Here is a 12,417-nt window from a genome sequence, read left to right on the forward strand (position 1 = left end):
TATTTTATCCAAACCTATTTTTATATCAATATGCCTTCCAAATGATCTAACTCGTGTTGACAAATTTGAGCTGGAAAATCTGTCAACTTGATTTGCTGTTCTTTCCAATTGATATCACGATAAGAAATCGTAATGTGACGATATCGTTGTGTACTTCTGCAACCTACGAGAGAAAGGCAAGATTCTTCTGTCTCATATGGATCCGATTTTGCAACTACTACAGGGTTAAACATTACTAAATTTGTAATACCCACATTGATGATAATGACACGCTTCAGACTACCAATCATATTTGCTGCCATACCTACACAATAATTTTGATTAGCATGCAAAGTATCCTGTAAATCTTTTGCTAAGCTCACATCTGCTCTACTAGCCATTTGTGATTTTTGTTGTAAAAAGAAAGTATCTCTAACAATTGGTTTTATCATTTATTTTAACCTAACTCTATTATGATAATACTAGTATACCATAGGTTAGCTAAGGACTATGATAAGAGATTAAACAATACCTTGTGCAGACATAGCTTGAGCAACTTTTAAAAAGCCTGCAATGTTAGCACCTAGAACCAGGTTACCACTATCGCCAAATTCATCAGCCGCTTCGGAAGCATTCACAAAAATAGTTTTCATAATACGTTGCAATTCTTGATCAACTTCTTCAAAAGTCCATGGCCTACGACTAGAATTTTGTGCCATTTCAAGCGCTGAAACAGCTACTCCTCCTGCATTGGCAGCTTTAGCAGGACCAAAAGCAACCCCTGCCTTTTGGAAAACTTTAATAGCACCCAAGGTAGATGGCATATTTGCTCCTTCTGTTACTGCCAAGACACCATTTTCAACTAATAACTTAGCGTCTTCTTCGTCTAATTCGTTTTGAGTAGCACACGGGAAAGCTAAATCTGCTTTAATAGACCAGATACTACCTTGATCTGCTGGTGTGAAATTAGCTTTTGGATGTTTCTCCGTATATTTAACAATACGTGCTCTTTCAACCTCTTTTATCTGTTTCAAAGTTTCAAGGTCAATACCGTCTGGATCATAAACATAACCTGAAGAATCTGACACAGCTACAACGGTTGCACCCAACTCTTGTAATTTTTCAGTAGCATAAATAGCCACGTTACCAGATCCCGAAACCAGTGCAACTTTGCCAGTTAAATCTTGACCACGCGCTGCTAGCATTTCTTTAGCAAAATAGACTGCCCCATAACCAGTTGCTTCTGTACGAGCCAAAGAGCCACCATAAGTCAGTCCTTTTCCGGTTAAAACCCCATTTTGATAACCATTTAAACGCTTATATTGACCATAAAGGTAACCAATTTCACGTCCACCTACTCCAATATCGCCAGCTGGCACATCTAAATCTGGTCCAATGTATTTTTGAAGTTCGGTCATAAAACTTTGTGTGAAACGCATCACTTCATTATCTGATTTCCCTTTTGGATCAAAGTTCGACCCTCCTTTGCCACCACCAATTGGTAGACCTGTCAGTGAATTCTTAAAAATTTGTTCAAATCCTAAAAATTTGACAATAGATTGTGTTACTGTAGGGTGAAAACGTAAACCACCTTTATAAGGACCAATAGCTGATGAAAATTGTACACGATATCCTCGGTTAACTTGAACCTGGCCTTTATCATCTACCCATGGAACTCTAAAAGAAATCACACGCTCAGGCTCAACCAAACGTTCTAAAAGATTTTCTTCAATGTACTGAGGATATTTATCAAAAACTGGTACTAGTGACTCAAAAACCTCTTCAACCGCTTGTAGAAATTCTTCCTCATGCTCATTTTGCTTCTTCACTTTCTCTAAAACACTTGCTACATATGTCTTTCCGCTTGTCATTTATTTTCCTCCGTATTGTTTTAATATAGTTAGCATTATAAATTGTCAGAATTTTCTTGTCAACTATTTGCTATAGTATCATTCTTAGGAGCAACTTTAAAGGTAATTCTTTGACTTTTACTGACTTTCGTTCTATAATGAGACAAATATTTGATTGGAGTATCTATATGAAATGGTTCCCACTTGTTGGAGGTATAATTGCCTTATTAGCTGGCTGCTATCTCTTTATAAATCCTGTAACGGTTGTAGCAACTCTGGGTTGGTTCATTGCTTTATTTATCTTTATTTATGGCATTTCAAATTTAGTACGCTACTTGCAAGCTGATTCTTATCACCGTAGCCCTTGGTATCTGGTTCAGAGTATCCTTGCTATTATTTTTGGTATCATTTTACTATCCAGCTCAGCAATGTCACTTTCAAATACTGTCATGACTATTTTAGCATACTGGCTACTGGTATCTGGTATTTTACGACTTTTGGGTGGTTTCCAAATGCAAAAAATTAATTTCCCAGGTGCCAAATCCTATAAACGTTCGGCTTATATTGCACTCATTTTAGGTATTATTTTACTGATTCAACCTACCTTATCAGCAGCCATCATTGGAAGATTTGTAGCCTTTATATTAATAGCAATTGGAGCTTCGGCTATTTACACTTTTACTCGTATTAATTATTAAAAGGACATGTTTCGTGTCCTTTTTTTATCTATTGATGACGTCATTTACTATTTGAAAATTGGCTATTATATAATTCGTAATAAAATCCTTTATCTGCTAGGAGTTTCTGGTGATTACCTTGTTCGATGATTTGACCATCCTTTAGAACTAAAATGTTGTCCGCCTCTTGAATCGTTGATAGACGGTGTGCAATGACAAAACTAGTTCTTCCTTCCATCAATTTTTTCATAGCTTTTTGGATAAGCAATTCCAACCTTGTATCAACAGATGAAGTCGCTTCATCTAAAATTAAAATTTTAGGATCTGCTAATAAAGCACGTGCAATAGTCAACAGTTGCTTTTGTCCTAAGGAGATATTGCTTGATTCTTGATTCATCACCATATTGTAGCCACCAGGTAACGTTCGAATAAAGTGGTCAACATTCGCAGCTTTGGCAGCAGCAACTATATCCTCATCACTGGCTTCAAGATTACCGAATCTAAGATTTTCTTTTATTGTACCTTCATATAACCAAGCATCTTGCAACACCATGCCAAATTGTTGGCGGAAATCTTGGCGTGACAGGTGTCTAATATCGTGACCATCTACGGTGATAGCACCTTCACTAACATCGTAGAATCTCATGAGTAAGTTTATAAGTGTTGTCTTACCTGCACCTGTTGGCCCTACAATTGCAATCATTTGCCCTGGTTCTACATCTAAGTTAAAGTCGCGGATAAGTGGCTTATCCGGAGAATAGTGAAAATCGACACCATGAAAGCTGACTTGACCGGTTAAGTCATGGCTCAATTTTTCAGTGACTTGATTGGCTTCCTCTTCTTCATCTAAGACTTCAAAAATACGTTCTAAGGAAGATTTTGCACTTTGCAAAACACCTGCTAATTGTGTAATGGTTTGAACGGGTTGACTAATTTGCCAAACATACTGCACAAATGCCTGCATGTTACCAATTGTTAAGGTACCAGCAATAACTTGTAAACCGCCAACAAATGCAATGATAAGGTAAATAAAATCAGAGATACCATTCAATACTGGCATCATAATTCCTGAAATGAAGCTAGCTTTGAAACCTACATGACGTAGATTATCCGTTATATCACGAAATTCTTGACTAGATGCCTCTTCTCTACCATATAATTTTATGATATTGAAACCAGTTAATTTCTCTTGTACAAAACCATTCAGTTCTCCCAGAATCTTTGCCTGTTCTTTAAAGTAAGGTTGGGATCTTTTTAGTATCGTTTGTGCACTAAAATAAGTTACAGGAATACAAGCAATGATAATCATGGCTAATGGTACATTTAGATAAAGTACCATAACGACTACTAGAATAATACTTAAAAAAGCATTGATAATCTGTAAAAAGCTCTGTTGTAAAGCATTTGAGACCGTTTCAACATCACTTGTAAAACGTCCCAACATATCTCCAAATTGGTGCTTATCAAAATACGATACAGGAACTTTATTGATTTTACGATTCAAATCATGACGGATATCACGGATACTTTTTTGAACGACAGTAGTCATAAAATAATTTGAGCCATAAGAACCTAATTCATAGAAAACACCTCTGAAAAAATAAATAATCAAAATACCAGCAATATAAGGAACGTTCAATTCTGCTCCAGAAACTCCCTTAGCCATATCAACAAGGTTAGCAGTCAACTCTGTTATCGCTAACCCTAAAATAAAAGGCTCCAGAACACTCATAAAACTAGATAAAACTTTCAAAAAAATCGCTAAGAAAAGAGTAGCTTTGTAGCGAGTTAGGTAAGACCATAATCTCAAAAAAACAGATTTTTTTCTCATACAATCACTCTCCTTCTGATAAGTTTTGGTTCTTCAGTTGTGACTCAGCGATTTCACGATAAATAGCATTATTTTCTATTAATTGAGCGTGGGTACCACGACCGACAATTTCGCCTTCATCAAGGACAATAATCTGATCAGCATCCATAATCGTACCCACCCTTTGAGCAACTATCAAAACTGTAGAATCACCGGTTACTTCTTTTAGACGCGCTCTTAAAGTAGCGTCTGTCTTATAATCGAGAGCAGAAAATGAATCATCAAAAATATATAAATCTGGATCTTTAACAACAGCCCTAGCAATAGATAACCGTTGTTTTTGACCCCCAGAAAGATTGCTCCCACCTTCAGCTAAATGCGTTTCAAAGGCTTCTTGGTGACTCTCAATAAACTCTTTAGCTTGAGAAATATCAACCGCTTGTCTAAGATCATCAATAGTAGCATCAGCTTTTCCATATTTTAAATTCTCTCCTATTGTCCCTGTAAATAAAAGAGCTTTTTGGGGGATAAATCCAATCTTTTGGCGAAGTGATTTAAGGTTATAATCTCTTACATCAACTCCATCTACTAAGATTTTTCCAAGTGTCACATCATAAAAACGTGGAATCAAATTAACAAGAGAAGATTTTCCTGAACCTGTTGAACCAATAAAAGCAATTGTTTCTCCAGGCTTAGCTTTAAAAGAAATATCATGCAAAACGGGACTCTCTGTTTCTCCTGGATAAGCGAATGTTACATTATCAAATTCTAAATGCCCTTTGAGTTTCGTATCCGTAACACCTTCGGTATTAGGATTAATAGAGATTGGCATATCCATCACCTCTCTAATACGATGGCTAGATACCACCATACGAGGATACATAGTAAAAAGATTGGCAAATAGCAAAAATGAAAAGAGAGCATGGAAGCTATATTCGATAAAAGCAACTAAATCCCCTATTTTAATAGCACCTCTTTGTAAGGGATCCAAAGCAAACCAAACGATAGCCACAATCATTGCAATAATAATTTGAACGAAAAGTGGTTCTGTTAGCCCTGTTAATTTAAAAAGACCAGTTGAAGTATCTGTGTAACGTTGGTTAGCGACTTGAAATTTTTGTGATTGAAAATTCTCTCTTGCAAAGGCCCTAACAACGCGTAACCCTGTTAAATTTTCACGAACATATTGATTGATTTTATCAAGCATAGTCTGTTGTCTTTCAGATAAAGGTTTTGTTTTTATAGCTACATATAAAATAACTCCTACCAAAAGAGGCATCGCAACCGCTACAAGCCAAGCCAAAGATGGACTCGTAATTAGTATCATAACCACGCTAAAAATCATTACCATAGGAGTTACTAGGCCTAAACGTAAAGACATTTCAGCAAATTGCATCAAAACAAAAGTATCGCTTGTCATACGTGTCACTAGCGAAGATACACCTATCTGTTCATATTCATGATGGGAGTATTCTTGAAGCTTAGCATACATATCATTACGCATATCTCTAATCATTGTTGTCGTTAAGCGACTAGATGCGTAAGCCATCGTAATACGCCCAATAATACCTAGTACAACAAATATAAACATGATGAACGTCCACAGATAAACTCCAGTCCGATCACCTTTTGTAACGCCATTATCAATCATACCCGCTAAGGCTGTGGGCATTCCTAGGATAACCGTCACAAAAAGCATAGCTCCTAGTAAATCAAGCCATAACCAATTTGGGTACCTTTTCAAATAAGACCAAATATATGCCATATATGTCTCCTTTTCTTTCCTCTTATCTCAAAATAATTAATCCATGTTCACTAATCCACTTTCAACTTATAAATCTTTAATCATCCAAATATCCATAGCTGTATGACCTTGATCATTTGCTATTGGTTGCGATAAGGCACAATATCCCATATGCTTATAAACCGCAGTTGCCCTACTCAAAATACTGGCTGTCTCTAAATAAAGTTGTCTATACCCAATTTTTCGAGCTTCTACTTCAATCATTTTCACTAAATCAGTAGCAAGCCCCTTACCACGGAAACGTTCTGCAATGTACACCTTCTGCATCTCTGCAATTAGATTTTTCAGCGGACCAAAGCCGCCACAGCCAATAATTTCATCTCTTTCCTCAATGACAAAGAATCCTGACTTCTCTATTTTTTCGTAGTATGAGGTCAAGTGATCTAAGTGAGGGTCTGAATATGCTGTACCAGGTTTATCTAAATCATAGGCGCGTAAACTTTGTCGAATTAATTGTGCAACTGCTTGGTCATCATTTTTAATAATCGGACGGATAATCATGTGTCTAACTCACTAAGGTACTCATAACGGTCATACTTTTCTAGAAGTGCTTCATTTTTTGCATCTAATTCCTTTTGTAAATCAGATAACCTTGTAAAATCACTACCACATGTTTGCATATCATTTTCTATACGAGTGATAGTATTTTCCAATATCATAATATCGTCTTCAATTGTCGCCCATTCTTGTTTTTCAAAGTAAGACATTCTTTTACGACTTTGCTTTTCACGACTTGTCTTGGTACTCTCTTTTTTACTGATAACTTCATTGTTTTGCTCATTAAATGCTTTTTCATCTAAATAATCAGTATAATTACCAAAAAATTCACGGATATCGTTATCTTCAAATGCAATAATTTTATTAGCCACTTTATCTAAAAAGTAACGATCGTGACTAACTGTAATCACAGGACCACCAAAGCCTTGTAAAAAATTTTCAAGAACAGTTAATGTAGCAATATCTAAGTCATTTGTCGGCTCATCAAGTAGTAACACGTTAGGCTTTTCAATCAGGATTTTTAAAAGGTAAAGTCGTTTTTTCTCACCACCTGATAATTTTGCAATTTGTGTTCCATGTGTCGAACGTGGAAAGAGAAATTGTTCCAATAGTTCTGTCACACTTGTTGTACCGACACTAGTTTTAACCTCATCTGCAACCTCTTGCAAATAATTAATAACACGTTTTGAGCCATCCATATTATTAAGTTGTTGTGAAAAGTAACCTACACGTATCGTTTCACCAATAGAGACATTACCCGAATCCGGCTGTAAATCTTGAACAATTAAATTAAGTAAGGTTGACTTTCCAACACCATTATCTCCAACGATTCCAATACGATCTTTATTTTGAATTAACAAATTAAAGTCTTTCAAGATAGATTTATCTGGGTAAGAAAAAGAGACATTTTCAAAATTAATAACCTTTTTCCCAATTCGACTTGTTTCAAATGTCATTTCCAAATCGCTTGTATCGCTTGTTTGGTGTAAATCGTTTTTTAGATTTTGAAAACGATTAATACGAGCCTGTTGTTTCGTTGCACGAGCTTGTGGCTGAGTACGCATCCAAGCTAGTTCTTGTTTATAAAGCTGTTTCTTTTTATGTAAACTAGCAGCATCACGCTCGTCTTGTTCTGCACGAAGTCGGACATAATCCTGATAATTGCCTTGATATTCTGTAATCTGTGCCTTATCTAATTCAAAAATACGTGTTGCAACATTGTCTAGAAAATAACGATCATGAGTTATAAAAAGCACTGTCTTTTTACTATTTTTCAAAAAATTCGTTAACCATGCAATAGTGTCAATATCTAAGTGGTTAGTAGGCTCGTCTAAGAGCAATAAATCTGCATCATTTAATAATACTTGCGCTAATTGAACACGTCTTCGTAATCCTCCTGATAATTCACCAACCGACAACTGCAAATCAGTAATACCTAATTTGGATAATACTGTTTTGACTTCGCTCTCAATAGACCAAGCATCTAAAGAATCCATTTCTGCCATTACTTTCTCTAGACGTGATTGCTTACTTTCTTCGTAGTGATTAAGCAATAATTCATATTCTTTAATTAAAGCCATCTCTCTTAAGTCAGAAGAAAGTACGGTGTCCAAAATTGTCTGAGAATCATCAAAGTCTGGTTCTTGTTTTAAATAAGCAATCTTATAATCATTAGCTGATGAAAAAGGGGAACGATCACCATCAAAACCTAATTCACCCGAAATAACATCTAATAGTGTTGTCTTTCCTGTTCCATTGACACCAATAATCCCAATACGGTCTAAACTATGGATGATAAATGAAACATTACTAAAGACCGTCTTATCACCAACCGACTTAGTCAATCCATCTACTAAAAAATCGCTCATATAATCCTCTCTAATCCATCAAGTACTGCTTAACAAAATGTAAAATAGCCTCTTCTTCATTAATCAGTTGTCCTAAAACAATGGCTAATTCAATTTGAGAGATAATATCTCCCATCTGTGGACCAGGTTTTATTCCTAATTTCTTGATTAAGGTGCCACCATTGACAACTATCTCATGCCTATCATGGATAGCTAACTCACTATCTAGTTGTTCTATTTTTTCGAAATCAACCATCAAGCCTCTTGCTTTACGAATACCTTCCGCTTGTTTTATTATAGTTTTTCCATAACGATAAAGATGTTCTTTAGTCAATCCCATTTGTTCACGAATACGATAAACATCCACTATATGCTCAACATCTTTTTGAAAGTGAGTTGATGTCTTCCATTTTTTTAAAAAAGTCTTTGTGTGTTCAACTTCCATACTCAAGATGAGTGATGCCCAAGCTTGTTCTGATGTCTCAAATAAAAAATCTTTATCTAACTGGGACAAAAAGGCGCTTAATTGTAACTCCCTATTTTTTAAGCATGGTAGATAATTAAAAGCATGACTATCTATTAGTGCTAGCATTCCTTTACGCCAATAAGGTGCTAATAGAAGTTTATCAAATTCAATAAAAGAACGCTCAACAGATATTTTCTCCAATAATGGCGCGTGCTTTTTCATTGCCTCAAAAGTTGTTGTTTCGATATCAAAATTTAGACTAGCAGAAAAACGCAAACCTCGCATAATTCGAAGAGCATCTTCATTAAAACGCTCACTGGCGAGTCCGACTGCTCTAAGGAGGTGATTATCTAAATCATCCAATCCATGAAAGAGATCAATAACTTCTCCATCTTCATTTAAAGCAAAGGCGTTAACTGTGAAATCTCGACGTTTTAGATCTTCTTCTAGCGACCTAACAAAATTGACCTGACTCGGACGCCTATAATCAACATAAACCTCCTCAGTCCTAAAAGTGGTAATCTCATATTCACCACCTTTTTCCAATACTAAGACTGTTCCATGTTCAATACCAACATCAACTGTCCTTTTAAAAATCTGCTTTGTTTCTTCTGGATAAGATGACGTTGCTATATCAACATCATGAATTGGACGGTCAAGTAAAACATCCCGAACACTACCACCTACAAAGTATGCTTCATAACCGGCTTTTTTTATCTTTTTTAATATTGGTAAAGCCTTCTGAAACTCAGAAGGCAAATAATTTAATCTCATCATACTATTCCAAATCTAAACGAACTAAAGTCGCATTATTATTTCTTATAAATGGATTCAGAAACAAAAAGAACTGCCTAAGGGACACTCCCTACCTACTCAAATTATCAAAGAAGAATCTCCTAACTTCTTCTTTGATATCTGCAATAAGGATCAACCTCCAAGCAACTCTTTTTATCACACATCAATTTTTTGGGGTAATACCAAAGGCAACCGCACCTTCACCAAGATGAGTTGCAATAACGCCACCAAATGATACAATTTCTAAATCGTCTTTAAGACCAGCTTTAGCTAACAAATTATATAATTGCTCCGCCTTATCTTGTGCTCTAGAGTGAATAATAGCAATATCATATTCACCATCTGCTGTCATTTCTTTGACAATCTCAGCTAAGCGTTTTAAGGCTTTTTTCTCTGTACGCACTTTCTCATAGACAACGATTTTACCTTCTTCATTAAAATGTAAGACCGGCTTGATACTTAAAAGGTTACCAATGATAGCTGAACCGTTTGACAATCTACCACCTTTTACTAGATGATTCAAATCATTAACAACAATAAATCCTTCAATTTTTTCAATTTGTGATTGTATCTTGTTAACTATGACATCAAAATCCATCCCTTCACGTGAACACATCAAAGCATTTCTAACTAAATTGCCCTGTGGTGCTGAAGTTATTTTAGTATCCGGAAAAGCAATTGTCAAATTTGGATGTTCTTCAATAAGAAACTGAATATTCTGCCAGAAACCTGATATTCCCGCTGCAATGAATAAACCAAGGACGTGTGTATACCCTTCTTTCTCCAATTGACATAAGAGATCATCTAGTTCAGCTAAGCTAGGCTGACTTGTTTTAGGTAATTCTTTTGATGCCGCTAGCTTATCATAATATTGGTCTAATGTCAGATTTTGTCCCTCAATATAAGTTTTACCATCAATGATAATTGGAATATCTAAAACATAGACATCTTCATGATTTTCGATAGCCTCGGGCAAGTAAGCTGAGGTATCAGTAATAAGTGCTAATTTCATTAACTATTAAACTCCAATGTTACTCCTGGTCTATCCAAAGCAATTTCTGTAACTTCATAAGTCAGACGTTTAACGATTTCTAAAAGAGGAGCTGCTAGATTCTCAACTTCATCTTGACTAAACTCACTAGGCTCATTGATGAGGCGCCCTTGGATATGAGCCATTTGTGAAATGACACCAGAAATAACAAACTCATCACGTACAATAACAAATTGTAACACTGCTACAATGCTCGTTACTTTTGCTGCTTCATCTCTATTAGCTAATTGGAAAGTAACTTCAAAATTTGTTTTTGGGGTACCATTTTCCTCTTCCCATTCTAAATTGCGCGCATCATAGTGGTATTGATTGACAAATTCTTGTTCACGAATGACTTCCATGTATTTTCTCCTTGATAGACAATATGTATTATTATAGCATAAATTTGTAGATTCTTAAAGCAGGTGGGAATCTAGAACTTCTTCTTAGGATGTCTATCAATCACTTCTTGATTGTTACTCAAGGCTGCTAAACCTTTTTCTGTAAGTGCCAACCCTCTGACAACAAACAACTTCCCTAATTCCTCTTCTGTAAAAGCAATAGCTATTGCCTGATCTAAATCAGAGCGTTTCATCTTTGACAAGCCTTTTACGTTTTTTTCTTTTAAGAATAGTTTTAAAAGTGGCGCAGATAAGTGATCTAAAGAATCAAGCGGTGACTCCATTCTTACAAATCCATTTTTTATTAAAAATTCTAGGTGTTCTTTTCCATTTATACCATAAATGTATTCAAAATATTTTGAAAAACTTGTTTCAGTTGTGAAAGTTCCAAACTGTATACGCCATAATAAGATAATGTCTCCAGGCAAGAGTCCTTCACTAGTTTCTTCCATATTTTTCCTAGGAACAACTTTACTAAAATTAATTCCAGCCAAGTCTCTTTCAGGTGAGATATAGGGGATATTAGGATAATTTTTGTAAATTTCTTCAATAGTTTTCATAATCATATTGTAGCAAAAAAGCGCTTATAAAAACAAGCGCCAAGACATGGGGGAAGTCACCTTTTTAAAAAATTCAATTTCATTTTCTGATATTCTAACCATGTTAAAATTATCATGATAACATCAAATACACATAGAAAAATCATTAAAATGCTATGACTAGAAAAATATTCCCTTAGTTGGAAAATGATAAACCCAACAAAAACTAAAATTGATAAAGGGTAAGCAAATAATTTCTCTTTATGTAATAAAATAAGTGCTACTAATTTGATACCGCCATGAATTAATAGATAGATAGCGGCTAAATGACTAGCCGAATCATTAATATAACTGCTTATTTTCAAGAAATGAGCAGAAATAAAACCATGAATCCCACCGTGAACTTCACCTTCAGTTAAAAGAAATAGGAGATGTTTTATTTGTGTAGGTTTAAAATAATATAATAAAACGCCAGCTACTACTTGTCCGACTGCAAATAGCGTTTTTAGATACAACATAATTGAAAAACTTGTATCAACTAGTTTTGTTTCTTTTTCATTCCATTTAATCATTGCTTACCTCCTTTCCTCAATCATATTATCCATTTTTTTGCTTAAATAAATCATATCCTATTGAAAAAAGATTAGCAATTATCAATGATTAATCTACCATTCTTTTACAACATAAAAAGGCGAATAGACCCAATAACGATAGTTTATTC

Annotated in this window: 12 protein-coding genes; 1 reads left to right on the plus strand and 11 read right to left on the minus strand. The window is 35.2% G+C overall.

From position 1 onward, the window contains the following. Window positions 1-20 precede the first annotated feature (20 nt). Together QOR44_RS06545 and gdhA are read right to left on the minus strand one after the other, a co-directional pair. On the minus strand, window positions 21-431 hold the full coding sequence (locus QOR44_RS06545) for a peptide deformylase (protein ID WP_000594937.1): 411 nt from the start codon (window positions 429-431) through the stop codon (window positions 21-23). A gap of 69 nt (window positions 432-500) precedes the next feature. After that, window positions 501-1,850 (minus strand): NADP-specific glutamate dehydrogenase, encoded by a 1,350-nt coding sequence (gene gdhA, locus QOR44_RS06550; protein ID WP_000200443.1) that lies wholly within the window; start codon window positions 1,848-1,850, stop codon window positions 501-503. 167 nt (window positions 1,851-2,017) lie between these two features. Between gdhA and QOR44_RS06555 the strand changes: the two genes are divergently transcribed. Beyond that, the gene (locus QOR44_RS06555; RefSeq protein WP_000870953.1) at window positions 2,018-2,527 is read left to right on the plus strand and encodes an HdeD family acid-resistance protein; all 510 of its coding nucleotides are present in this window, start codon (window positions 2,018-2,020) and stop codon (window positions 2,525-2,527) included. A 40-nt stretch (window positions 2,528-2,567) separates the two neighbouring features. Here QOR44_RS06555 and QOR44_RS06560 read toward each other — a convergent pair whose 3' ends face one another. The 9 genes from QOR44_RS06560 to QOR44_RS06600 form a co-directional block, all read right to left on the minus strand. Continuing rightward, window positions 2,568-4,337, minus strand: a complete 1,770-nt coding sequence (locus QOR44_RS06560; RefSeq protein WP_001227939.1) for an ABC transporter ATP-binding protein — start codon at window positions 4,335-4,337, stop codon at window positions 2,568-2,570. Window positions 4,338-4,341: 4 nt separating this feature from the next. After that, complete coding sequence (locus QOR44_RS06565; RefSeq protein ID WP_000323504.1) at window positions 4,342-6,081, minus strand: ABC transporter ATP-binding protein; 1,740 nt, start codon at window positions 6,079-6,081, stop codon at window positions 4,342-4,344. Between the two features lie 66 nt (window positions 6,082-6,147). Further along, complete coding sequence (locus QOR44_RS06570) at window positions 6,148-6,621, minus strand: GNAT family N-acetyltransferase (RefSeq protein ID WP_000586888.1); 474 nt, start codon at window positions 6,619-6,621, stop codon at window positions 6,148-6,150. Further along, window positions 6,618-8,486 (minus strand): ABC-F family ATP-binding cassette domain-containing protein, encoded by a 1,869-nt coding sequence (locus tag QOR44_RS06575; RefSeq protein WP_001279330.1) that lies wholly within the window; start codon window positions 8,484-8,486, stop codon window positions 6,618-6,620. The genes QOR44_RS06570 and QOR44_RS06575 overlap by 4 nt, the downstream gene beginning before the upstream one ends. A gap of 10 nt (window positions 8,487-8,496) precedes the next feature. Then, window positions 8,497-9,705 carry a CCA tRNA nucleotidyltransferase gene (locus QOR44_RS06580; protein WP_001238954.1) on the minus strand — a complete coding sequence of 403 codons (1,209 nt, stop codon included), beginning with the start codon at window positions 9,703-9,705 and terminating at the stop codon, window positions 8,497-8,499. Between the two features lie 184 nt (window positions 9,706-9,889). Beyond that, window positions 9,890-10,738, minus strand: a complete 849-nt coding sequence (locus tag QOR44_RS06585) for a DegV family protein (RefSeq protein ID WP_000761620.1) — start codon at window positions 10,736-10,738, stop codon at window positions 9,890-9,892. Continuing rightward, complete coding sequence (locus tag QOR44_RS06590; RefSeq protein WP_000452063.1) at window positions 10,738-11,118, minus strand: DUF1149 family protein; 381 nt, start codon at window positions 11,116-11,118, stop codon at window positions 10,738-10,740. Before QOR44_RS06590 ends, QOR44_RS06585 begins: the two co-directional genes overlap by 1 nt. 71 nt (window positions 11,119-11,189) lie before the next feature. Then, on the minus strand, window positions 11,190-11,723 hold the full coding sequence (locus QOR44_RS06595; protein ID WP_000605586.1) for a hypothetical protein: 534 nt from the start codon (window positions 11,721-11,723) through the stop codon (window positions 11,190-11,192). Between the two features lie 50 nt (window positions 11,724-11,773). Beyond that, window positions 11,774-12,268: a DUF2127 domain-containing protein gene (locus QOR44_RS06600; RefSeq protein WP_000598908.1), complete on the minus strand. Its 495-nt coding sequence runs from the start codon at window positions 12,266-12,268 to the stop codon at window positions 11,774-11,776. Between the last annotated feature and the right edge of the window lie 149 nt (window positions 12,269-12,417).

The sequence above is a fragment of the Streptococcus agalactiae genome (genome assembly GCF_949788565.1).
GTDB classification, from domain to species: domain Bacteria; phylum Bacillota; class Bacilli; order Lactobacillales; family Streptococcaceae; genus Streptococcus; species Streptococcus agalactiae.

What these genes read in the sequence shown, in the direction of transcription:
- QOR44_RS06545 (WP_000594937.1), bottom strand. Translation starts at nt 431, where the DNA reads ATGATAAAACCAATTGTTAGAGATACTTTCTTTTTACAACAAAAATCA.
- gdhA (WP_000200443.1), bottom strand. Translation starts at nt 1,850, where the DNA reads ATGACAAGCGGAAAGACATATGTAGCAAGTGTTTTAGAGAAAGTGAAG.
- QOR44_RS06555 (WP_000870953.1), top strand. Translation starts at nt 2,018, where the DNA reads ATGAAATGGTTCCCACTTGTTGGAGGTATAATTGCCTTATTAGCTGGC.
- QOR44_RS06560 (WP_001227939.1), bottom strand. Translation starts at nt 4,337, where the DNA reads ATGAGAAAAAAATCTGTTTTTTTGAGATTATGGTCTTACCTAACTCGC.
- QOR44_RS06565 (WP_000323504.1), bottom strand. Translation starts at nt 6,081, where the DNA reads ATGGCATATATTTGGTCTTATTTGAAAAGGTACCCAAATTGGTTATGG.
- QOR44_RS06570 (WP_000586888.1), bottom strand. Translation starts at nt 6,621, where the DNA reads ATGATTATCCGTCCGATTATTAAAAATGATGACCAAGCAGTTGCACAA.
- QOR44_RS06575 (WP_001279330.1), bottom strand. Translation starts at nt 8,486, where the DNA reads ATGAGCGATTTTTTAGTAGATGGATTGACTAAGTCGGTTGGTGATAAG.
- QOR44_RS06580 (WP_001238954.1), bottom strand. Translation starts at nt 9,705, where the DNA reads ATGAGATTAAATTATTTGCCTTCTGAGTTTCAGAAGGCTTTACCAATA.
- QOR44_RS06585 (WP_000761620.1), bottom strand. Translation starts at nt 10,738, where the DNA reads ATGAAATTAGCACTTATTACTGATACCTCAGCTTACTTGCCCGAGGCT.
- QOR44_RS06590 (WP_000452063.1), bottom strand. Translation starts at nt 11,118, where the DNA reads ATGGAAGTCATTCGTGAACAAGAATTTGTCAATCAATACCACTATGAT.
- QOR44_RS06595 (WP_000605586.1), bottom strand. Translation starts at nt 11,723, where the DNA reads ATGATTATGAAAACTATTGAAGAAATTTACAAAAATTATCCTAATATC.
- QOR44_RS06600 (WP_000598908.1), bottom strand. Translation starts at nt 12,268, where the DNA reads ATGATTAAATGGAATGAAAAAGAAACAAAACTAGTTGATACAAGTTTT.